The organism is Actinoplanes subglobosus, from assembly GCF_042650585.1.
GTDB lineage: Bacteria > Actinomycetota > Actinomycetes > Mycobacteriales > Micromonosporaceae > Actinoplanes > Actinoplanes subglobosus.
This window is the reverse complement of the sequence record NZ_JBHSBL010000015.1, coordinates 246,169-267,190: the sequence shown is the minus strand read 5'-3', so window position 1 is coordinate 267,190 and position 21,022 is coordinate 246,169. Positions and strand designations below refer to the sequence as shown.

Below are 21,022 nucleotides of genomic sequence, written 5' to 3'. Positions count from 1 at the left end.
GGAGGTCAGCCGGCCAGGGTCGGGTAGTCGGTGTAGCCGCGGTGGTCGCCGCCGAACGCCGCGGAGAAGTCCGGGGTGTTGAACGGGCCGGCGGTGGCGAGGCGGGCCGGCAGATCCGGGTTGGCCAGGAAGAGCGCGCCGTAGGAGACGAGGTCGGCGGTGCCGTCCTCGATCAGGGCGAGCGCGTCCGGGCCGGTCGGCTGCGGGTGGGTGGCCGGGTTGAGGATGAACGTGCCGGGCCAGGCGGCACGCAGCTTGCGGGTCAGCTCCCGGTCCCCCTCGACCAGGTGGAGGTAGGCGAGGCCGAGCGGGGCCAGCGCGGCGACCAGGGCCGGGTAGACCTCCTCGGCGCCGGTCTCGGTGATGTCGTTGTACGGGTTGGCCGGGGACAGCCGGATGCCGGTGCGCTCGGCGCCGATGGCCTCGGCGATCGCGGTGGCCACCTCGACGGCGAAGCGGATCCGGCCCTCGACCGAGCCGCCCCACGCGTCGGTGCGCTGGTTGACGTTGTCGGAGAGGAACTGGTGGACCAGGTAGCCGTTGGCACCGTGGATCTCCACGCCGTCGAAACCGGCCGCGACGGCGTTGCGGGCGGCGGTGGCGAAGTCGGCGACGGTCGCCCGGATCTCCTCGTCGGTGAGCTCCTTGGGCTCGACGAAGTCCTGCATGCCGTCGTGGGTGTGCAGCTGCCCGGCGGCCTTGACGCTGGACGGGGCGACCGGGATCAGGCCGTCCGGCAGCAGGCTCGGGTGCCCGATCCGGCCGCTGTGCATGATCTGGGCGAAGATCACGCCCCCCTCGGCGTGGACCGCGTCGGTGACCTTGCGCCAGGCCTCGACCTGCTCGGCCGAGTGCAGGCCCGGGGTGTTGGTGTAGCCCTGGCCGACCACCGACGGCTGGGTGCCCTCGGTGATGATCAGGCCGGCCGAGGCACGCTGGGCGTAGTAGGTCGCCATCAGGTCGGTCGGGGTGTTGCCCGCGCCGTACGCACGGCTGCGGGTCATCGGCGCCATCGCGATGCGGTTGGTCAGCTTCGCGCCGGCCAGGTCGTACGAGTCGAAGGCGTCAGCCATGAGAGTGCCCCTCCATCAATGTTCGCGGCACGAACCAAAGTAGTTCGCGGCACGAACTTACGCAAGGTAGGATGGCGCCATGACAGAGGGCCCAGGATTCGGCAACACCCTGGTGTGCCTGTCCGTCCTGATCCAGCGGCACTACGCGCAGATCTGCGCCGACCACGACCTGACCACCGCGCAGGCCCAGCTGCTCTGCTCGGTCAAGGACCAGCCGCGCGGCATGTCCGAGCTGGGCCAGATCCTCGGCCTGGCCAAGCCGGGCATGAGCGGCCTGGTCGACCGGGCCGAGCAGCGCGGCCTGGTGCAGCGGTGCACCTCCGAGCACGACCGCCGCGCCTGCACGATCTCCAGCACCCCGCTGGGCAAGACGATCGGTGACGCGCTGTATGCCGAGGTGGCCGTGAGGCTTCCCGCCATCGTCGGCCACTTGTCCGCAAGTGATCAGCGAGTCCTGGAGGAGCTGATCGCCGCCGTCATCGAGGGGCCGGTTTCGGGTCCATCCCCCGGAGGCGCACCCCCAGCTCGTCGATGAGCGCGGCCCGGCGCTCCCGGGCCTCGGCGCAGAGGGCGTCGATCCGGGCCAGGGTCTCCCGGCGCTTGACGACCAGACCGGCGAGCCGCTCGGCGTGGGCGTGCCGGGCGTCGGCGACGACGGTCGACGCCCGCAGCTCGGCGTCGCTGGTCAGGCGGGCCGCCTCGACCGACGCCTTGTAGAGCAGGTCCCCGGCCACCCGCCGGGCCTCGGTCATGTGTTCCTCGGCCGTCTGCTCGGCCAGTTCCAGCAGGCGGGGCGCCTCGCTCGCGGCGGATGGCGCCGGCCGGTCGAAACGGACCTTCTCCAGCTCGGCCCGCAGCACCTCGACGCGCTCCAGGGCCCGGTCCCGGTCACGCTCCAGCCGGCGCAGGTGCCCGGCCAGGTCGGAGTGCTGCAGCTGCTCGGCCAGCCCCTGGTTCTCCGCCTCCAGCCGCCGCATCTCCTCGGCCACCTCGGCCATGAACGCGTCGACCTGTCCCTCGTGGTAGCCACGCGCGCCCTCGGCCGGCTCGCCGAACCCGATGCTGCCGACCTGCGCTGCGGTGAGAGACATCGAGTACCTACTACCTTCCCGGGCGGCTCGGACGGGCGGACTGTGCACGTTCCCACAGTGCCCGGAAAGCCGGCTGCCGGGCCTGGTGGAGTGCGGTCCGATCGACGTCAGGAAGTAGACGCGAACGTCCGTTCAATGTCAACACCGCGCGACGGTACGGACGTCCGACAGTAATCAGACACCGAGATCAGGAGAGGCGGAACAAACTCACCAGGGCCCGCAACTCCTCGGCCGTACGGGCCACCTCGTTGCTCGCCAGGTTCGTCTGGCTCGTACCGGCCACCGAGATCGAACTGGCCCGCGCCACCTCGGCGATGCTCACCGCGATCCGGCCGCTACCCGCCGCCACCTCGCTGATGCTCCGGCTCATCTCCGCCGTCGTCGCCGTCTGCTCCTCGACCGCGCTGGCAATCGTCGTCTGATAGTCGTTGATCTTCGCGATGACCTCGCTGATCCGGCTGATCACCTCGACCACACCGCCGGTCTCCTGCTGGATCGCCGTCACCCGGCTGCTGATGTCCTCGGTCGCCCGGGCCGTCTCCTGCGCCAGATCCTTGACCTCGCTGGCCACCACCGCGAAGCCCTTGCCCATCTCACCCGCGCGGGCCGCCTCGATCGTCGCGTTCAGGGCCAGCAGGTTCGTCTGCTCGGCGATCTGCGTGATCAGCTTGACGACGTTCCCGATCTCCTCCGACGACGCGCCCAGCTGCTCGATCTGCTTCGTGGCCAGCGCCGCCTCCGACACCGCCTCCCCGGCGATCTGCGCGGCCCGGTTCGTGTTCTCCGAGATCTCCCGGATCGAGACGCCCATCTCCTCACTGCCGGCCGCTACCGTCTGCACGTTGCGGGAGATCTCCTCGGCCTCGGTCGACGCGGTCGACGTCTGCTGGTCGGTCTGGTCCGCCGCCCCGGCGATCTCCTGACTCGTCGCCGCCAGCTCGGTGGCCGCACCGGCGAGCGTGCCGGCGTTCTCCGCGATCCGCTGCATCGTCGTGCCGATACTCTCCACCGCGGCGTCCAGCTCGGCGGCCATCACGCCCAGCTCGTCACGGGCCACGATCCCGGTGCGCTGCGTCAGATCACCGTGCGCCAGCGACGCGACGACCGCGCCGACCCGGCGCACCGGACCCAGGATCGACCGTACCAACGGCACCGACAGCAACACCAGCAGCACCAGGCCGACCGCCGCGACCACCAGCATCCACCACATCGCCGACGACTTCGTCGACTCCATCTCCGCCTGCCGCTCCATGATCTGGGCGTCCAGCGTCTCGTGGATCGCACTGATCGCGTCGTCCACCACCCCGTTCTGCTCGGCGATCGACTCGTACGCCGCCGGCGTCACGCTCCGCGGATCCTTCACCGCGGCGGCCACGAAGTCGGTGACGAAGACGTTGAACGCCTCCACCTTGCTGCCCAGCGCATCGATCGCATCGCTGATCTCGCCGATCTCGGAGGCACTGGCCGCCGCCAGGGCCTCGTTCGCCGACACCACGTCGTCGGCCGCGTCCCCGGTCACGTCGTCACCGTGCGTCGAACGGTAGGCGTCCACCTTCAGCTCCGCCTCCCGGGTGTCCAGGTGGTTGAGCGCGGCCTTGGTGAGGGTGTAGCTGGTGAGCGCCTCCTGCTTGTCGCTGAGCTGATCCTGCGACCAGAGCCCGATACCGGTCAGGGCACCGGCGACGAGCACACCGGTCACCACGATCGACGAGAGTCGCTGGGCGACGCTGAGGTCAGCAAGACGAGGCATGAAACACTTCCCGGCAGGTTGAATACGGCCTTCATCACACGCATCGGCCCGAACGGGCCGAGACTGAGGGGTACGGGCCGCCGGCGGGTCGACGGCTCACCGGGGATCAAGTGGCCGCGGAGCGCAGCAACGGTGGGTGCAGGAGGGTGGCCGGTCCCCGGCGGTAGAGCTGGGCCGGGCGGCCCCGATCGCGGATCACCGTGCCTCCGGTCGGCTCGACGAAACCCTCGGCGCCGGTGACCTTGCGGTGGAAGTTGCGGGGGTCGAGGCGGGTCCGCCACACCGTCTCGTAGACGGCCCGCAGGTCGGCGACGGTGAACTCGGGCGGGCAGAACGCGGTGGCCAGCGGTGAATACTCCAGCTTGGCGCGGGCCCGCTCGACGCCGTCGGCGAGGATCCGGTCGTGGTCGAAGGCGAGTGACAGGCCCTCGACCGGCTGCCACGACGCCCCGGCCGCGTCGCTGCCGGCCACCGGTGACGGCAGGTCGGGGAGCAGTGCCAGGTAGGCGACGGTGATGACGCGCCCGCGTGGATCGCGGCCGGGTTGCCCGTACGTCGCGAGTTGCTCGAAGTGACCGGTTCGGGGATCGAGCCCGGTCTCCTCGCGCAGCTCCCGCGCCGCGGCCTCCTCGAGGCTCTCGTCGGCGAGGACGAAACCGCCGGGCAGGGCCCACTTCCCGAGGTACGGCTCGATGCCGCGCCGGATCAGCAGGACCTGCAGCTCGCCCTGCCGGATGGTGAGCAGAACCAGGTCCACGGTGACCGACACCACGGTTGTCGTCATGTTGACGATAATACCCACACCCCTTTATCGTCATGGTGACGACAAAACGAAGGGACCCCCACCATGGCCGACGTGACGCGACGCCTCCACCTGCGGCACCTGCGCGGCGCTCCGACGAGCTGGGTCAGCCACACCCTCAAGGGCAGGGTGAAGCGCTCGGGCACCGGGCTCTCGTTCTGGTACCGGCCGCTCACCGCGGTCCTGTCCGAGGTTCCGGTCGACGACCGTGAGCTGCCGCTGCTGTTCCACGCCCGCACCGAGGACTTCGCCGATGTGACCGTGCAGGCCACCGTCACCTACCGGTTCAGCGACCCGGCGGCGGCCGCGGGGCGCCTCGACTTCTCCATCGACCCCTACCGGGGCAAGTGGCGCGGCCAGCCGCTCGACCAGGTCGCCACGCTGCTCGCCGGGCTGGCCCAGCAGCCGGCCCTGGACCTGCTGGCCCGGGTGCCGCTGGCCGAGGCGCTGACCACCGGGATCGCCGGGATCCGGCAGTCGGTCGCCGACGCGCTGGCCACCGATCCGCGGCTGACCGAGACGGGGGTGTCGGTGGTGAGCGCCCGCGTGGTGGCGATCCGCCCGGAGCCCGACCTGGAGCGGGCGCTGCAGACACCGACGCGGGAGCAGGTGCAGCAGGACGCCGACAAGGCGACCTACGCCCGCCGCGCCCACGCCGTCCAGCAGGAGCGGCAGATCGCCGAGAACGAGCTGCAGTCCAAGATCGAGCTGGCCCGCCGTCAGCAGGAGCTGGTGGAGCAGCACGGCGCCAACACCCGGCGGGAGGCCGAGCTGGACGCCGAGACGCAGCTGGTCGCGGCGAAGGCGGAGGCCGGCCGCAAGGAGGTGGCGAGCATCGCGGCCGCCGAGCGGGCGAAGCGGATCGCGGCGAGCGAGGCCGAGGGCACCCGGGTCCGCGACGAGGCCCGCGCGGCCGGTGCCCGGATCGTCGGTCTGGCCGAGGCGGAGGCCGAGGCCGCGCGCCTGGCCGCCTACCAGGACCTGCCGCCGGCCGTCCTGCAGGCGCTGGCCCTCAAGGAGCTGGCCGGTCACCTGCCGTCGGTCAACGAGCTCACCATCACCCCGGACGTGCTCACCAAGCTGGTCGGGCGGCTCGGCCAATGAGCACCCTCACCCCGAGGATCGTGATCGTGTCGCGGCGCAGCGAGCTCGACGAGCTGCTCGCCCGGCACGGCACGCTCGGCGCCGCGGCGTACTTCCTGCGCCAGCGGGGCCGCGATCTGGACGAGGTGACGGCCCGGCACGAGGCACTGAAGGCCGCGCTCACCGAGGTGGGCGCGGCCGTCCCGGCCGACTGGCGGCGCGGTCACGTGGAGCGCGGTGATCTGCCGCGGTTCCTGTTCGCGCCGGAGGACGTGATCGTGGCGGTCGGCCAGGACGGCCTGGTGGCGAACGTGGCGAAGTATCTGGACGGTCAGCCGGTGATCGGCGTCGACCCGGAGCCGGGCCGCAATCCGGGGGTGCTGGCCCGGCACCGGGCCGGCGGGGTGGCGGCGCGGCTGCGGGATCCGCTGGGCGGCAGCCGGGAGCGGACCATGGTGGTGGCCCGGCTCGACGACGGCCAGGAGCTGTACGGGCTGAACGAGGTCTACATCGGTCACGCCGGTCACCAGTCGGCCCGGTACGTGCTGTCCACTCCGGAGGGGGCGAGGGAGCGCCAGTCGTCGTCCGGCCTGATCGTCGGCACCGGCACCGGGGCGACCGGCTGGTGCGCGTCGATCGCCCGGGAGCGGGCTGCGACGCCCGCGCTGCCGGCTCCGGACGATCCGGCGCTGTGCTGGTTCGTCCGGGAGGCGTGGCCCTCCCCCGCGACCGGTGTCGGCCAGACGTCCGGCCTGCTCACGGCCGGTGCCGAGCTGGAGTTGACCAGCGAGTCGGAGCGTCTGGTGGTGTTCGCCGACGGCCTGGAGTCCGACGCCCTGGAACTGTCCTGGGGTCAGCGGATCCGGATCGGCGTGGCGGCGAAGAAGCTCCGGCTGGGATAGGCAAGCAGAGAGTCAGGCCAGCAGTGCCTCGCGCATCGCCCGGCCGGGGTTGAAGCCGCCGACGATCCGGTTGGCGGCCGGGTCCCACACGTCGACGGTGTTGTTGCGGCGCATCTGCTCGCGGATGCCGGACGGCAGCGGCGGCGCGTCGGGCATCGCGTTGCGGATCTCCTTGGCCGCGGCGATCAGGGTGGCGGCCAGGTTCGCGGCATCGGCGTCCGGGGCGACACCGCCGTACTCCCAGGCGGCGGTGACCAGGTCGAGGATCTCCAGGACGTGGGTCAGGACGGGCTCGGCCGAGGTCACCCTGACGAACTGTCTGGCGCGGGTGGCGGCCACGGTGGCGGCGGCCGCGACATGCACGTACGGATGAAGCGACGTTCCCGGACCACCGGCCAGCGGTGACCGCAACCGCGGCCCGGCGCCCTGCCAGGTCCATCGGTAGTCACGGCGATCCGCCTGGAAGCCCTGCCCCGCGGTGACGGCGAAGGCGGCGTCGGCGAACTCGCGCAGCACCACCGCCGCCACGATGATCCCGTCGTCACCGTCGAGGACCCGGGCGGCCTCGGCGGCCTGGTCGGCGAACCGGGCCGGCACCTGCGCCCCGAACCGTTGCAGCAGCTCACGGTAGATCTCCTGCTGGCGGCCGGGGTCCTGCTCGGCCTGTCGCCTACCCGCCCCGAACCGGAACCACCGCATGTCGCCTCGTCTCAGCCGCCAAGAAGATCGCGCCACATGGTAGTTCGTCCGGGCTGTTCATATTTCACCGGCGGTGCGGGTTGACAGTTCACATTCGAGGCACGCTAATGGGAAACACCGTTTCGGAGAGCGTTACGACCCACCTTCTGGAGGTCCCGTGTCTCTGTCCCTTCGCCATGCCCTCGCCACGCTCGTGATGTCCGCGAGCGTCCTCTTCGCCGCACCCACGGCCGCGAACGCCGCCACCGCCGCCGAGGTGGACGGTGAGATCTCGGTGCCCTGCTGGATCTACACCTACAAGCCCGACGCCGACTGGTACTTCCCGGCCACCACCAGCCCGAAGGCCCTCGTCTACCTGCAGCACGGCTTCTCCCGCGCCAACGACAACGTCGCCGACCTGGCCCGCAGGTATCAGGCCGCCGGCTACCTGGTCTTCGCGCCGACCCTGCCGTCCGCCGACATCTACGGCTGCACCGTCAACAACCTCGGCAACAACACCGTCTTCCTGAACAGCGTGGCCGCCTGGATCGGTAACGCCACCAGCCCGTCCGGGGCCCTGGCCACCAGCTACGCCGCGGCCGCCGCCAAGGCCGGCCGGTCCGGCAGCACCCTGCCCACCAGCTACGTGCTGGCCGGGCACTCGGCCGGCGGCGAGGCGGTCACCTACATCGCGAACCGGCTGCGCACCACATTCCCGGCCGCCTTCGCGAACCTGAAACACCTCCAGCTGCTCGACCCGGTGAAGTCGATCTTCGGCAGCAACATGGCGACCGGGCTGAACGGGCTGGCCGGCACCTCCCTGCCGATCCTCACCATCTCGTCGCCGCCCTACCTGGCCAACAGCGACGCCAGCGGCACCGTCGCGCTGACCGGCACCCTCGACCGGGACTTCCTCGGCGTCCGGCTCACCACCGGTTCGCACTGCGACGCCGAGGGCGCCAGCACCAACGCGCTGTGCACGCTGACCGCCGGAACCTCGCAGGCGGCCAACGTGACGGCGCTGCAGACACTCGCGGTGAACTGGGCGTCCGGTGCGGGCGACCCCTCCTACTACCCGGGCGGTGCCTATTACCAGGGCCTGCTGTCCGGTGGCGTGATCGAGACGCTCAGCGGCAACTGAGCGCGGGCGGGCGCCGCTCTCCCTACCCGGAGGGCGGCGCCCGCCCCGCGAGCGGTCACGCCAGCTGGGTCGACACGTCGCCGTGGGCGGCCCGCACCCAGCCCTTGCCGGCCAGGCGCAGGTGGAGCGTACGCATCAGAGCAGCCTGATCCTCGGCGGACAGTGACCGGACCGCGGCGTGCTCCGCGATGCGCGCCAGCGCGGAAGCGTCGTCGAGATCCTCCGGCAGCGGTGACCGCCCCGCCTGCCGCGCCCGGCGCAGACCGGTCTGCGCGCCGAGCACCGCGATCGGCGCGGCACCCAGCTCACGCTCCAGATACTCCAGGTCGGCGGCGTCGGACACCTTGTTGCCGACGATCGCGACCGCGTCCAGCACGCCGGCCGCCTCGGCCAGCTCCCGGTAGCGGCGGGCCACCGAGACCGACTCGGGCGTCGGCTCGGCGACCACCACGATCGTGTCGAACTGGGCGTGCAGCGAGTTCGCGAACGCATCGGTCCCGGCGACCATGTCGCAGACCACCCAGCCGTCACCGGCCGGGTCGAGGTGCGACAGCAGGTTCTCCAGGATCGCCAGATGCCCGTGGTAGCAGCCGGACCCGATGTCCTTCGCCTCGTAGGTCCCGACGTGCATGACGTGCGCGTGCTCGTCCAGCGCGGTCGCGTGCCCGGCCAGCACCGGGTCACCGGCGTCCAGCGTCACCAGCCGCGACCCCGGCCCCGGCGGTGTCGTCGCCACGAAGTGCTCGACCCCCGCGATGCGCGTGTTCTCCCCGAGCAGATGGGTGCGCACCCGCCGGACGTTCTCCGGATGCGACAGCGCGTCCTCGGCACGCGCGGTCACCCCCAGCAGCGGCGCGAGATGCACGTTGACGTCCGCGTCGACGGCCAGGACCCGATGACCGGCCGCCCGCAGGTGCTGCACGAACAGGGCCGCGAGCGTGCTCTTCCCACTGCCACCCTTGCCAGTGAAAGCGATTTTCATTTGCATGAGGATAGGGCAAAGACCTTCCTTTGGTACGAGCCACGCCGAGTTCCCGGGCTACACCGCGACGCGGCCGGCCGGTCCCGGCCGACAGCGCGACCGCCGGGGCGTATGCGAGGGCCCGGAAACCCCTAACATTCGTGATCATGAACGAGCAGGGCGGGTCGCCCACACCACGACAGGTCGTCTCACTGCTGATCGCCGGAGCCTTCTTCCTGGCGTTCATGATCCAGATGGGCATGGAGGCCCGGGAGCGGCGCGAGGACGCACGGGCCGACGGCACGGCAACCGAACGCCAGGCCGAGGCGCTCCGGGCCCTCCTCGCCGATCCGGGCATCTACGCCCGCGACGCGAACCCACTCAACAAGTCCGCCGGCCAGGGCACCCACCTCCACAAGGACACCACCGAGTGGCTGGTGACCCCGTCGAAGGCCGGCCCGGGCGCCGCCGCACCCTGCGACACCGGCCCGCACGTGACCGTCGACCTGACCGTGGAGACGGTCGCCGGCGCCGACACCCTGCCGATGAGCGCCTTCCTCCTGCTCACCCCGGCCGGCCCGACACCACCGGTGGTGGCCTGCTCGACCGGCTTCGGCGGCACCGCGCAGGCGCGCACCCTGGTCTTCGCCGCGGACGGCTACGACCGGCTGATCGTCGGCACCGACCCGGCCGACCCCGAGGTCAGCTGGCAGCTGGGCTGACGGCGGCATCCGGCGCCCTCGACCCGGCGCGGCAGGCGTGTCAGGATGGCGTGCAAACGTTCCCACAAAACGTCAAGGAATCCCCATGCCGCAATCCGACCTGCGCGAAGTGGCCCTGCTGCTGCGTGAGCACGACGATGTCGCCGTCGCGACCCGGGACCTCGCCGCCGGGGAGGTGCTGCGGCACGACGGACGGGAGCTGACCGTCGCCGGTGCGGTGCCGCGCGGCCACAAGATCGCGCTGCGGGACCTGCCGGAGGGCGCGCCCATCCACAAGTACGGGCAGGTCATCGGGCGGACCACCACCACCGTGACGGCCGGCGAGCACGTGCACGCGCACAACCTGGGGATGGCCGCGGTCGACCACGAGTACGAGTTCGGCACCGCGGTCACCGAGATCCCGCCGGCCGCGTACGGGCGCACCTTCCAGGGCTACCGGCGCTCCGGCGGCAGTGTCGGCACCCGCAACTTCGTCGGCATCGTGACCTCGGTGAACTGCTCCGCGTCGACGGCCCGGATGATCGCCGACCAGTTCCGCGGCCCGATCATGGACGTCTACCCGAACGTGGACGGTGTCGTCGCGCTCGCCCACGACTCCGGCTGCGGCATGGTGCCGGCCAGCGAGGGCGGGCAGATACTGCTGCGCACGCTGCGCGGCTACGCGAGCCACCCGAACATCGGCGGGATCCTCGTCCTCGGGCTGGGCTGCGAGATGATCGGCGTCGACACGCTGCTCGCCGGACTGCCGGACGACTCGGACACGATCGTCGAGCGGCTCACCATCCAGGAGACCGGCGGGGTGCGGGCCACCGTCCGGGCCGGGGCGGACGTCGTCCGTACCCTGCTGGAGCGGTTGAACGAACGCCGCCGCGAGACGTTCCCCGCCTCGAAACTGGTGGTCGGCCTCAACTGCGGCGGCTCCGACGGTTACTCCGGCATCACCGCCAACCCGGCGCTCGGCCACGCCTCCGACCTGCTCGTGGCGCAGGGCGCGACGACCGTACTGGCCGAGACGCCCGAAGTGTTCGGCGCCGAGCACCTGCTCACCCGGCGGGCCGTCAGCAAGGAGGTCGGGCAGCGGCTGCTCGACCGGATCGCCTGGTGGCATCGCTATGTGGAGGCCGGCGGCGGCACCCTCGACAACAACCCCTCCCCCGGCAACAAGGCCGGCGGCCTCACCACGATCCTGGAGAAGTCGCTGGGCGCCGTCGCCAAGGGCGGTTCGGCGCCGCTGACCGCCGTCTACGAGTACGCCGAGAGGATCACCGACCCGGGTTTCACGTTCATGGACACCCCCGGCTACGACCCGGTGTCGGTGACCGGCCTGGTCGCGGGTGGTGCCACAGTCGTCGTGTTCACCACCGGCCGCGGCTCGGTCCTCGGCGGCAAACCGGCGCCGGTGCTGAAGGTGGCCACCAACTCCGACGTCTTCCAGCGGATGCGCGAGGACATGGACCTCGACACCGGCGGCATCGTCACCGGCGCCCTGACCATCGACGGGGCCGGCGAGCAGATCTTCGAGGCCGTCCTGGCAGTCGCGTCCGGCCAGGTCACCTGCAGCGAGGACCTCGACCTGGGCCGCGACGAGTTCATCCCGTGGCAACTCGGGGCGGTCACCTAGGCCGTGACACCCGAGGACGCCCGGACGACCAGGGTGGTGGGGAGGATGACCTCGGCACCCTGGGCTGCGGTCATGCTGCCGCGGCCCAGCAGCAGGTCGAGGGCGATCGCGCCGGCCCGGTCCTTCGGCACGGCGACGCTGGTCAGCGGCGGGTGGCTCATCGCGGCGAGGCTGATGTCGTCGTAGCCGACCACGCTCATCCGCTCCGGGACGACCGCGCCGCGGGCCGCCAGCCGGTGCAGCAGGCCCATCGCGACCAGGTCGTTGTAGGCGAGCACCGCCGTCGCCGGGCCGGCCAGCACCAGATCGCCGGCGAGCACACCGCCGTCGAAGGTGGGTGCGACCGAACCGACCGGCAGGATCTCCAGGTCGCCGTCGGAGGCGAACTCGGCCAGACCGGCCAGCCGTTGCCGGGCCGCCCACGAGTCCTCGGGGCCGGACACGTACGCGATCCGCCGGTGCCCGAGCGCCCGCAGGTGCCGGACCGCCTGCCGGGTGCCGTCGACGATGTCGGCCACCACCGACGACAGGCCGGGAACCCGCCGGTGCAGCAGCACCGTGTTCTGCGGGTCGGCCGCCTTCAGCAGCTCGGCGTCCTTCGCCCGCGGCGAGCACAGCAGGATGCCGTCGGTGTTGTGCCGCAGCGTGGCGATCGCCTCCAGCTCGGCGACCGGGTCCTCGTCGGTGTCGCTGATGAACACGCCGCAGTCGACCGCCCGGGCCCGCGCCGTGACCCCCTTGGCGACGTCGGCGAAGAACGGATTACGCAGGTCGGGGACGATCAACCCCAGGTTTCCGGTACGCCCGGTGATGAGCCCCCGCGCGGCCCGGTTGGGCTGGTAGCCGAGCCGGTGCGCGACCGCCACCACCGCCTCGCGGGTCGACGGGCTGACACTGCCGCCGGTCAGGGCGCGGGACACCGTCGAGACCGAGACGCCGGCCGCACGCGCGACATCCTGCACGGTCGTGCGCACCAACCCGGCTCCTCACGCAGTGTTCTGTTGCCGCGCCAGCATAAGTCGCCGCTCAGCACCGTCACAGCAGGGGCGTCGCAGGATCACCGGTATGCGAGCGGTGGTCCACCAGCCGTTACGTCGACTCGGGCCGCAAGACCGGCAACGTCGTGATCACCGTCACCGGTCACGACGGGCAGTCGAACTCCTGAATGACCTCGCCGGTGGCGTCGTCGATGAACACGATGTACCGCGGGCCGTCACTGCCCGGCTGAGGATCGCAGATCAGCACCGGGTCGGGGAGAAACGGCGGCTCGAACGGCATCACCGGCTCGGCGGCGACCCCCAGCAGGACCAGGCCGGCCACCAGAGGAAGCAGCCGGCGTGGCCGGAGGACGCGCGGCACGCTCTCGGGACGGGGCCTGTCGAGATCGATGTCCGGCATCATCCGATCGTAGACGGTGTGGTTTCCTTCCCGGGTGACCGCAGAAGCCCCCGGATGGGACGCCATCGACGCTCGTCTCGACGATTTCTACCCCGGTGTCGAGCCGCAGCATTTCGCCCCGATGCCGCCGTTCGCGCTGGGCGGGCAGGACCCGCTCGACGGGATCAGTTTCTATCCGCGCGACGACCACTGGCATGTCGTCGGGTACGGGATGAGCGAGCTCTACGCCCGGGACGAGAACGACGAGGAGACCGAGATCTCCGGTCTCGGATTCGAGTTCACCTTCCGGATCGCCCGGGACCCGGCCGACGGTGAACCGCCGATGTGGGCGGCCAACCTGCTGCAGAGCCTGGCCCGGTACGTGTACTCCAGCGGCAACTGGTTCGAGCCGGGTCACCACATGAACGCCGCCGGCCCGATCGCCCCCGGCCATGCGACGGCGGTGACGGCGCTCGCCTTCGCCGAGGACCCGGAGCTCGGCACCATCGGCACCCCGCACGGGCGGCTGCGGTTCCTCCAGGTGGTCGGGCTGACCGGCGACGAGTACGAGGCCGTCCGCCAGTGGGACACCGACGGTGTGCTCGGCCTGCTCGCCGCCCGCGACAACCCGCTGCTGGTCACCGACCTGGACCGCCCCTCGGCCACTGACGACCCCGCGGTCCGCACGGCGGTCGACGCCGGCCGCGAACGCGACGGTTCGTCGACCGGGCTGCTGCTGCTCGCCGGTTTCCGTTTCGAACTGCCCAGCCCGGGCGCGGTGGTGCTGCGCTTCAAGGAGGGCGACGGCCCGGTTCTGGCGCAGGCGATCCGTTCCCGTCTCGGCCACGACCGCCCGCTGATCCTAGACGGCGACGGCCACGCCCGGGTCCTGCTGACGCCGTCGGCCGACTACGCCGTCCGCCCGCTCGACGACAATGCCTTGGAGATCGACCTTCCCCCGTCGGCGGTCGAGGCGCTGTCCACCCCGCCGGCTCCCGGCACCCACGAGATCCCGGCCACCACCGTGACCCTCTCGGTGGCCGGCACCCCCTGACGGGGTCAGTAGTCCCATTTCTGGTGGGAGGCGCCGGAGCACTCCCAGATCTGCACGACGACGCCGTTGGCGCTGCTCGCGTCCGGGATGTCGACGCACTTGACGGCCCACAGGTTGACCAGGTCGTAGGACTCGTTGTAGTTCCACTGCTGGGCACGCGCGCCGGTGCAGGCGGCCAGATCGAGGGTGGCGCCGTCACCGGTACCGGCGATCTGTACGCATCTGTCGCGCACCCGGAGCGTGCCGTCGGACGGGTGGGTGAACCGCTCACCCGCGTCGTCGTTGCAGGCCCACGACTGGATCCGGCCGGTCGTCCCGGGCGCGTAGAGGCAGGTCCCGGTGCCGTGACTGACGAACCGCCGACCGGAGACGGCGGCCGCGGTCGTGGTGGCCGCCGTGCTCGGAGCGACGGGCGCGGCGGTCGGCTCGGTGGTCTTCGCCGGCGTGCCGGCACTGGCCGGATGACCGGACGGTGCGGGGGAACGCGGGCGGCTGGTCTTCACCGGCACGCTCGGAACGAGGCTGCTGCCCACCCCGCCGGCTTCGCCCGGCGACGGCACGACGAGAGCGAGTTCCGGCTGCGGGTCCGCGGTGCTCTCCGTCGACATCATGGGGTACGCGAGAAGCCCGCCCACGACCACCAGAGCCACAGCGGCCACCCCGACGAGCACACGCCGCCGCGTACCGGCAGCCCCACCTGTCGAACCGCTTCGCCCGGCCGCGGCAGGGGGTGCGAGCACCACCGGCGGGCCGGCCGGAGGCGTGGGTGACGGGGCGAGCACCGCCGGCGGATCGGCCGGAGGTGTGGGTGACGGGGCGAGCACCGCGAGTGGATCGGCCGGACCGGTGGCGGGCACCGCGGCCGGCACGCCCGCCGGGGCGGGTGGAAGGACCGGGGCCGGGGTCCGCTGGTGGGGGACGGCGAACGTGGGGGTGTCGTAGCGGGGCAGGTCGGCGGGTGGCGGCGCGGCCGGGGACGTCGCGGCCAGCAGCAGGCGCTGGGCCGTGTCGGCGTCGGCCCGCCGGGCCGGGTCCCGCTGCAGGAGGGCCGTCAACGCGTGCCGCAGGGGCCCGCACCGTTCCGGCGGGGCCGGGAGTTCGGTGGCCAGGGCGGCCAGCGTGGCCATCGGTGACGAGCGCACGTACGGTGGGCGGCCCTCGACCGCGGCGTACAGGGTGGCGCCCAGCGACCACAGGTCCGCCGGTGGGCCGACCTCGGCGTCGAGGGCTCGTTCCGGCGCCAGGTACTGCGGGGAGCCGAGGACGATGCCGGTGCTGGTCATGCTCGCGTCGCCGGCGGCGGTGGCCAGGCCGAAGTCGGTGAGTACCACCCGGCCGTCGTGGGCGAGCAGCACGTTTCCCGGCTTCACGTCGCGGTGCAGCAGGCCCACCCGGTGGGCGGCGCGGAGGGCGGCCAGGACACCGAGACCGACGCGGGCGACCCGCTCGGGTGGCATCGGGCCCTCGTCGCGGACGGTGTCGAACAGCGAGCGGGACGGGACGAGTTCCATCACGATCCACGGTTCGCCGCCGTGGAAGACGACGTCGAAGATGCGGACCACGTTGGGGTGGTCGAGCATCGCGATGGCGCGGGCCTCGCGGATGGTGCGTTCGCGGAGCGCGTGCAGCTCGGGCTCGGTGAGACCGGCGGACGGGACCAGCTCCTTGACGGCCACGTCGCGGCCGAGCAGCTCGTCCCGGGCCGACCAGACGCGGCCCATGCCGCCCTGGCCTATCTGGCCTACCAGGCGGTAGCGTTCGGCGATCAGATTCGGACGGCTGTCGGGCACTGCGGCACGGTACCGGCACGCGTGGTTTCCCGGTGTCCAGTGGGGACGCCCGGCCGTACCGTTGATCGGTCGTCAATCGGTGGGTGTCACCGGGTGTAATCGCAGGTCGGATCGGCTGGTCGGGACCCCGGGTGTCGCCCCGCGGGACCAACATGTGGGAGCTGTGACATCTACCACGACGTGATCCACGAGCGCGTCGTGGCGGCCGCGACGCGGGGACCGGCGGCGATGACTCCACGGTCGGCCTGGTGGGACGCGGTCGCCGGGTCGGCGCCCAGGTTGACCACGAGGGCGGCGGCGAACTCGACGCCCCGCAGACGCCAGACGGGCGGGGCGGCGGGTGCGGGCGCCTGGTAACGGCGGGTGGCGGGGAACGCGACGGGGAAGGTCATCTGTGTCATGTCACGAGCGTGACCGGCCAGCATCTGCCTCCCCCGTGAGCGTCCTGTGGGATTGCTGTGCGGCCCGGCTGGCGGCGTCGTGGCAGGGTGGGAATCGGTCGGCTCGACGGTGGGAGTGGGATGACGGTGCTGTCCGCGGGTGCGGCCCTGGTCGTGGCGGTGCTTCCGATGGCCGGTGTGCCGGCGGCGGCCGCGCCGGAGACGCTCTGCAAGGTGAAGGACGACCGGCTCGTGGAGATCTCCGGGCTGCTCGCCGACGATGACGGCTACATCGTGGTCAACGACGGCGCCGACAAGGAGTCCGGGCGGAAGATCTTCTACCTCGGGGCGAAGTGCAAGGTGAACCGGACGGTGTCGTTCCCGTCGCGGCCCCGCGACACCGAGGACCTGGCCCGTGGGGCGGACGGCACCCTGTGGATCGGGGACATCGGCGACAACGATCGGGAGCGGGAGACGATCGGGGTGTGGCGGCTGGCGCCGGGGGCGAAGTCGCCGACCCTGTTCCGGATGTCCTATCCGGACGGCGCCCACGACGCGGAGGCGCTGCTGGTGGCCGGTGACGGTACGCCGATCGTGGTCACGAAGGATCCGCTGACCGCCGGGGTGTACGTGCCGGAACGCGAGCTCGACGCGGCGTCGGTGGTGCCGCTGCGCCGGGCCGGGAGTTTCCGGATCCCGGTCACGACGACCGACAACCCGTACGGGTTCAAGGGGCGTTTCGTGGTCACGGGTGCCGCTGCCAGCTCCGACGGGTCCCGGGTGGCGCTCCGGACGTACGCCGACGCGTTTGAATTCGATGTGGAACCGGGAGGGACCGCGGACGCCGTGGTCCGCGCGATCGAGGAGGGATCGCCTCGCCGGATCGCTCTTCCGGACGAGCCGCAGGGTGAGTCGATCGCGTATGCGGCGGACGGCACGGCGTTGCTGAGCATCTCGGAGATGACCGGCGGCGCCGGCAGTGTGGACATGCTGCGGTATCCGCTGCCGGACACGCCGGCACCGGCCGTGACGTCGCCGCAACCGAAGCCGGAACCGACTTCGGAGGCGACGCCGGAGAAGAACCGGCCGGTCGCGGCCGAGCAGGCGGACGAGGGTGGTCTCCCGCTGGGTGCGCTGGCCGCCGGCATCGCCTTGGCCGGCGCGGCCCTGATGCTCGGCCTGGCGATCGCACGCCGGCGCCGTTGAGCAAAGCGACGGCACCGTCAGGGAAAGCGACGGCACCGTCGAGGAAAGCGACGGGTCAGCGGCGGGCGGCCGGTCGGGGTGACCGGTCGACCAGCGCCGGGTGGTCGAGCAGGTAGGGGGCGAGCCGATCCTGCTTCACCGCGGCGAAGAAGCTGGTGGCGCCCGGATCGAACCGTTCGCCGAGGTATCTGCCGCCGGCGTCGAAGACCGGGCCGCCCGGCAGGGTGATGGTGGTGAGGGCGCTGGTGTCGATGTCCTTGAGCACGTCCAGCCAGTCGGCGATGCCGAAGTCGCCGCCGTCGAAGGTGAGCCCGTCGCCGACGGCCGTCATCACCCGCAGCACCTGGGCGGGATCGGTCAGCTGCCGGGCGACGGCCCGCAGGAACTGCCGCTGGTGGCGCTGCCGGTCGTAGTCGCTCCCGGGTAGCCCGTAGCGCTGCCGGACGAAGTCGAGTGCCTCCCACGGACGGAGGCGTACCGGGATGTCGCTCTTGGGGTAGGTCTTCTGCGGTCCGGTGTAGGGGCGCAGGCAGCCGCCGCCGATCCGGCAATGGGGCAGCAGGTCGCGGCGGGTGCCGTCGGGCTTGAGGTGTTCGGAGACGACGTCCTGGTCGACGGTGAGTTCGACGCCGCCGAGGGCGGTGACCATGCGCTTGAACCCGCCGAAATCGATCACGGCGCCGGCGTCGAAGTGGCGGATGCCGGTGACCCGGCCGACCGTGGTGGCGAGCAGTTCGTAGCCCTGGGCCGGGTCGTACCGGCCGGCGCCGGCCGGGCTGCCCAGGGCCATCGCGGCGTTGATCTTCGCGCGCTGGCCGGTGCTGCCGGTCTTGGCGAACGGCGGGATCCACACGACCAGGTCGCGAGGCAGCGAGAACAGGTAGACGCCGCTGCGGTCGGCCGGCACGTGGGCCACGATGATGGTGTCGGCGAGCGGTTTGACGTGGGTGCCGCGCGGGTCGATGCCGGCCAGCAGGATGTTGAGCGGGCCGGTCGGTCCGCCCTGCGGCGGGCCCGCCACGGACGGTACGGCGACCGCGGCGGGCAGCAGCAGAAGGGTTCCGGCGGCGACGGCGAGCCGGGCCCACCAGGGCGCACGGCGCTTGAACTCGGACACACTGCATATTTGCACGACTTGTCCGGCGAATATGGTCCTTTTCAGGACGCGAGCAACTCCCGCACCATCGGGGCGACCTTGGACCCGAAAAGCTCGACCGCACGGGTACGCGCACCGGCCGACTGCGCCCCCGCGGTGTAGATCAGGTCGAACCGTCCCACGCCGAGCGTCCGGATCGCGCCGGCCATCTTGCGGGCCACCGTCTCCGGCGCGCCGATGTAGAGGGACCCGGACTCGACCTCGTGATCGAACTCGGCGCGGGTGAGCGGCGGCCAGCCCCGCAGCGCCCCGATCCGGTCGCGCTGCACCTTGTACGCCGGGTAGTACAGCTCCTTCGCCTCGTCGTCGGTGTCGGCCACGAACCCGGGCGAGTGCATGCCGACCGGGTGGGCGACGGTGCCGAGCTGGTCGGCGGCCCGCCGGTAGAGGTCGATGTAGGGCGCGAACCGGGCGGCCGGGCCACCGATGATGGCGAGTATCAGCGGCAGGCCGTGCCGGGCGGTGCGGACCACCGACTCCGGCGAACCGCCGACGCCGACCCAGGTGGCGAGCCGCCCGGACTCGGTCTTGGGGTAGACGTCGGCGTCGGTGAGCGCGGCGCGGGTCCGGCCGGACCAGGTGACCGGCTTCTCGTCGAGCAGCTTCACGAACAGGTCGAGCTTCTCCTCGAAGAGCCGGGCGTAGTCGGCCATGTCGTAGCCGAACAGCGGGAACGACTCGGTGAACGAGCCGCGCCCGAGGATCACCTCGGCCCGCCCGCGGGACAGCGCGTCGACGGTGGCGAAGCGCTGGAAGACGCGGACCGGGTCGTCGGAGCTGAGGACGGTGACGCCGGAGCCGAGTTTGATGCGCTCGGTGACGCCCGCGATGCCGGCGAGCACGGTCTCCGGGGTGGAGATCGAGTACTCCGGGCGGTGATGCTCGCCGAGCGCGATCGCGTCGACGCCGAGCTGGTCGGCGAGGACCGCCTCGGCGACGACCTGCCGGATCGCGGCCGCCTGCGAGATCGGCTGCCCGGCGTCGTCGACCGGGACGTCGCCGAAGGTGTCGAGGCCGAGGATCATGGCGCTTCCCCCATACTGATTGACGTGTCAACTAGACTGATCGACACGTCGAACAGTGGAGGGCCGAGGTTTATGCCCAGGAGACTTCCGACATCCGCCGAGCTTCGGGTCTGGCGGGACTTCATCGAGACCGTGGAGGCGCTGCGGGGTGTGGTCGCCGGGCGCCTGCAGAGCGAGACCGGGCTCTCCCCCGGTGACTACACGGTGCTGCTGGCGCTGAGCGAGGCACCGGGGACACGGCTGCGCCCGTCCGACCTGGCCGTCACGATCGGCTGGGAGCGCAGCCGGCTGTCGCACCACCTGGGCCGGATGGAGCGGCGCGGCCTGATCCGGCGGGAGGGGTTCAGCGGCGACAGCCGTGGCGCGTTCGTGGTCCTGGAGCAGGCCGGTTCGGCGGCGTTCCATGCGGCCACCGTCCCGCATCTGACCGTCGTCCGTGAGCTGTTCGTCGAAGCGCTCACACCGGATCAGCTGGCGGCGGTGGCGCAGATTTCAGCCGCATTACGGGACAAAATTCCAGATCATTGAACCGCGGTGCCGCCGGAAGCGTGTCCACGGCCAGGACGCATTTCTCGGGGGAGGAGAATCGTCATTCCCACGGCGCGGCGCGTGATCGCCCCGGAGGTTCTTCTGCGGGGTGCGGCACACCATTATCTTCAGCATTCCACAATAGACATGGACGTTCTGGCGACCGAGCTGGCGATCAGCCGGGCCACCCTCTACCGCGCGGTCGGCAGCCGGGACGCGCTGCTCGGCGAGGTGTTCTGGGCGATCGCCGAGATCCTGATCGCGGAGGCCGGCGAGGAGGCCACCGGGACCGGGCCGGACCGGGTCATCGCGGTGTCCCGGATCTTCACCGAGCTGCTCGACTCGGCCCAGCAGATGCGGCAGTTCGTGGCGGCGGAGCCGCAGACCGCGGCCCGGGTGCTGTTCACCGCGGCCGCCGACGTGCGGCAGCACGCCATCGACGCCCAGCTGCGGATCTTCCTGGAGTCGGGGATCGAGGGCGACCCGGCGGACCTGCGCCGGCGCGCCGCCCTTTATCTGCGCACCCTCGAAGGCGTCCTCTACGGCCCGCTGCTGGGCAGCGAACCGATCGCCTTCACCGCGGCCGAGCCGGCCCTCCGGGCACTGCTCGCCATTCCCCATTGATGGTCAGTGATTCGACGCCTGCCGTTCAGCGACTGTCCTCAATGCACGAATACGGTCG

At 71.8% G+C, this 21,022-nt stretch carries 22 protein-coding genes; 10 read left to right on the top strand and 12 right to left on the bottom strand.

The window, feature by feature from the left end; translation table 11 throughout:
• Positions 1 to 5 precede the first annotated feature (5 nt).
• On the bottom strand, positions 6 to 1,073 hold the full coding sequence (locus tag ACFO0C_RS15960) for an alkene reductase (RefSeq protein ID WP_378067399.1): 1,068 nt from the start codon (positions 1,071 to 1,073) through the stop codon (positions 6 to 8).
• 79 nt (positions 1,074 to 1,152) lie between these two features.
• Here ACFO0C_RS15960 and ACFO0C_RS15955 point away from each other — a divergent pair, with 79 nt between their 5' ends.
• Positions 1,153 to 1,608 (top strand): MarR family winged helix-turn-helix transcriptional regulator, encoded by a 456-nt coding sequence (locus ACFO0C_RS15955; RefSeq protein WP_378067398.1) that lies wholly within the window; start codon positions 1,153 to 1,155, stop codon positions 1,606 to 1,608.
• Here ACFO0C_RS15955 and ACFO0C_RS15950 read toward each other — a convergent pair.
• From ACFO0C_RS15950 to ACFO0C_RS15940, 3 genes are all read right to left on the bottom strand, one after another.
• Entirely contained in the window at positions 1,550 to 2,164 is a 615-nt protein-coding gene (locus tag ACFO0C_RS15950; protein WP_378067397.1) for a DivIVA domain-containing protein, read from the bottom strand. The two genes, ACFO0C_RS15955 and ACFO0C_RS15950, sit on opposite strands and share 59 nt — an antisense overlap.
• 187 nt (positions 2,165 to 2,351) lie before the next feature.
• Positions 2,352 to 3,914: a methyl-accepting chemotaxis protein gene (locus tag ACFO0C_RS15945; protein ID WP_378067396.1), complete on the bottom strand. Its 1,563-nt coding sequence runs from the start codon at positions 3,912 to 3,914 to the stop codon at positions 2,352 to 2,354.
• A gap of 106 nt (positions 3,915 to 4,020) precedes the next feature.
• Positions 4,021 to 4,698, bottom strand: coding sequence for an NUDIX hydrolase (locus tag ACFO0C_RS15940; RefSeq protein ID WP_378067395.1), 678 nt, complete (start codon positions 4,696 to 4,698; stop codon positions 4,021 to 4,023).
• A 63-nt stretch (positions 4,699 to 4,761) separates the two neighbouring features.
• Between ACFO0C_RS15940 and ACFO0C_RS15935 the strand changes: the two genes are divergently transcribed.
• Both ACFO0C_RS15935 and ACFO0C_RS15930 read left to right on the top strand, forming a co-directional pair.
• Positions 4,762 to 5,820 (top strand): SPFH domain-containing protein, encoded by a 1,059-nt coding sequence (locus ACFO0C_RS15935; protein ID WP_378067394.1) that lies wholly within the window; start codon positions 4,762 to 4,764, stop codon positions 5,818 to 5,820.
• Positions 5,817 to 6,701 carry a hypothetical protein gene (locus ACFO0C_RS15930; protein ID WP_378067393.1) on the top strand — a complete coding sequence of 295 codons (885 nt, stop codon included), beginning with the start codon at positions 5,817 to 5,819 and terminating at the stop codon, positions 6,699 to 6,701. Before ACFO0C_RS15935 ends, ACFO0C_RS15930 begins: the two co-directional genes overlap by 4 nt.
• A 12-nt stretch (positions 6,702 to 6,713) precedes the next feature.
• Here the strand turns inward: ACFO0C_RS15930 and ACFO0C_RS15925 are convergent, their stop codons facing one another.
• On the bottom strand, positions 6,714 to 7,400 hold the full coding sequence (locus ACFO0C_RS15925; RefSeq protein WP_378067392.1) for a hypothetical protein: 687 nt from the start codon (positions 7,398 to 7,400) through the stop codon (positions 6,714 to 6,716).
• 157 nt (positions 7,401 to 7,557) lie between these two features.
• Between ACFO0C_RS15925 and ACFO0C_RS15920 the strand changes: the two genes are divergently transcribed.
• Positions 7,558 to 8,520 (top strand): alpha/beta hydrolase, encoded by a 963-nt coding sequence (locus ACFO0C_RS15920; protein ID WP_378067391.1) that lies wholly within the window; start codon positions 7,558 to 7,560, stop codon positions 8,518 to 8,520.
• A 55-nt stretch (positions 8,521 to 8,575) separates the two neighbouring features.
• Here ACFO0C_RS15920 and ACFO0C_RS15915 read toward each other — a convergent pair whose 3' ends face one another.
• On the bottom strand, positions 8,576 to 9,502 hold the full coding sequence (locus ACFO0C_RS15915) for an ATP-binding protein (protein ID WP_378067390.1): 927 nt from the start codon (positions 9,500 to 9,502) through the stop codon (positions 8,576 to 8,578).
• Positions 9,503 to 9,648: 146 nt separating this feature from the next.
• On the opposite strand from ACFO0C_RS15915, the gene ACFO0C_RS15910 reads away from it, so the two are divergent.
• The gene (locus ACFO0C_RS15910) at positions 9,649 to 10,203 is read left to right on the top strand and encodes a hypothetical protein (RefSeq protein WP_378067389.1); all 555 of its coding nucleotides are present in this window, start codon (positions 9,649 to 9,651) and stop codon (positions 10,201 to 10,203) included.
• A gap of 85 nt (positions 10,204 to 10,288) precedes the next feature.
• Positions 10,289 to 11,824, top strand: coding sequence for a UxaA family hydrolase (locus tag ACFO0C_RS15905; RefSeq protein ID WP_378067388.1), 1,536 nt, complete (start codon positions 10,289 to 10,291; stop codon positions 11,822 to 11,824).
• On the opposite strand, the gene ACFO0C_RS15900 is transcribed toward ACFO0C_RS15905, so the two are convergent.
• Positions 11,821 to 12,798, bottom strand: a complete 978-nt coding sequence (locus ACFO0C_RS15900; RefSeq protein ID WP_378067387.1) for a LacI family DNA-binding transcriptional regulator — start codon at positions 12,796 to 12,798, stop codon at positions 11,821 to 11,823. The genes ACFO0C_RS15905 and ACFO0C_RS15900 overlap by 4 nt on opposite strands.
• A gap of 166 nt (positions 12,799 to 12,964) precedes the next feature.
• The gene (locus ACFO0C_RS15895; protein WP_378067386.1) at positions 12,965 to 13,222 is read right to left on the bottom strand and encodes a hypothetical protein; all 258 of its coding nucleotides are present in this window, start codon (positions 13,220 to 13,222) and stop codon (positions 12,965 to 12,967) included.
• 34 nt (positions 13,223 to 13,256) lie between these two features.
• Here ACFO0C_RS15895 and ACFO0C_RS15890 point away from each other — a divergent pair, with 34 nt between their 5' ends.
• Positions 13,257 to 14,255 (top strand): suppressor of fused domain protein, encoded by a 999-nt coding sequence (locus tag ACFO0C_RS15890; RefSeq protein ID WP_378067385.1) that lies wholly within the window; start codon positions 13,257 to 13,259, stop codon positions 14,253 to 14,255.
• Between the two features lie 5 nt (positions 14,256 to 14,260).
• On the opposite strand, the gene ACFO0C_RS15885 is transcribed toward ACFO0C_RS15890, so the two are convergent.
• Together ACFO0C_RS15885 and ACFO0C_RS15880 are read right to left on the bottom strand one after the other, a co-directional pair.
• Entirely contained in the window at positions 14,261 to 16,045 is a 1,785-nt protein-coding gene (locus ACFO0C_RS15885; protein ID WP_378067384.1) for a protein kinase domain-containing protein, read from the bottom strand.
• 170 nt (positions 16,046 to 16,215) lie between these two features.
• On the bottom strand, positions 16,216 to 16,446 hold the full coding sequence (locus ACFO0C_RS15880) for a hypothetical protein (RefSeq protein WP_378067383.1): 231 nt from the start codon (positions 16,444 to 16,446) through the stop codon (positions 16,216 to 16,218).
• A 120-nt stretch (positions 16,447 to 16,566) separates the two neighbouring features.
• Between ACFO0C_RS15880 and ACFO0C_RS15875 the strand changes: the two genes are divergently transcribed.
• On the top strand, positions 16,567 to 17,631 hold the full coding sequence (locus tag ACFO0C_RS15875; RefSeq protein WP_378067382.1) for a hypothetical protein: 1,065 nt from the start codon (positions 16,567 to 16,569) through the stop codon (positions 17,629 to 17,631).
• A gap of 55 nt (positions 17,632 to 17,686) precedes the next feature.
• Here the strand turns inward: ACFO0C_RS15875 and ACFO0C_RS15870 are convergent, their stop codons facing one another.
• Complete coding sequence (locus tag ACFO0C_RS15870; protein ID WP_378067381.1) at positions 17,687 to 18,748, bottom strand: LCP family protein; 1,062 nt, start codon at positions 18,746 to 18,748, stop codon at positions 17,687 to 17,689.
• Between the two features lie 41 nt (positions 18,749 to 18,789).
• On the bottom strand, positions 18,790 to 19,812 hold the full coding sequence (locus ACFO0C_RS15865; RefSeq protein WP_378067380.1) for an LLM class flavin-dependent oxidoreductase: 1,023 nt from the start codon (positions 19,810 to 19,812) through the stop codon (positions 18,790 to 18,792).
• A 72-nt stretch (positions 19,813 to 19,884) separates the two neighbouring features.
• Here ACFO0C_RS15865 and ACFO0C_RS15860 point away from each other — a divergent pair, with 72 nt between their 5' ends.
• Together ACFO0C_RS15860 and ACFO0C_RS15855 are read left to right on the top strand one after the other, a co-directional pair.
• Positions 19,885 to 20,340 carry a MarR family winged helix-turn-helix transcriptional regulator gene (locus ACFO0C_RS15860; RefSeq protein ID WP_378067379.1) on the top strand — a complete coding sequence of 152 codons (456 nt, stop codon included), beginning with the start codon at positions 19,885 to 19,887 and terminating at the stop codon, positions 20,338 to 20,340.
• Positions 20,341 to 20,487: 147 nt separating this feature from the next.
• Entirely contained in the window at positions 20,488 to 20,964 is a 477-nt protein-coding gene (locus tag ACFO0C_RS15855; RefSeq protein ID WP_378067378.1) for a QsdR family transcriptional regulator, read from the top strand.
• Positions 20,965 to 21,022 lie beyond the last annotated feature (58 nt).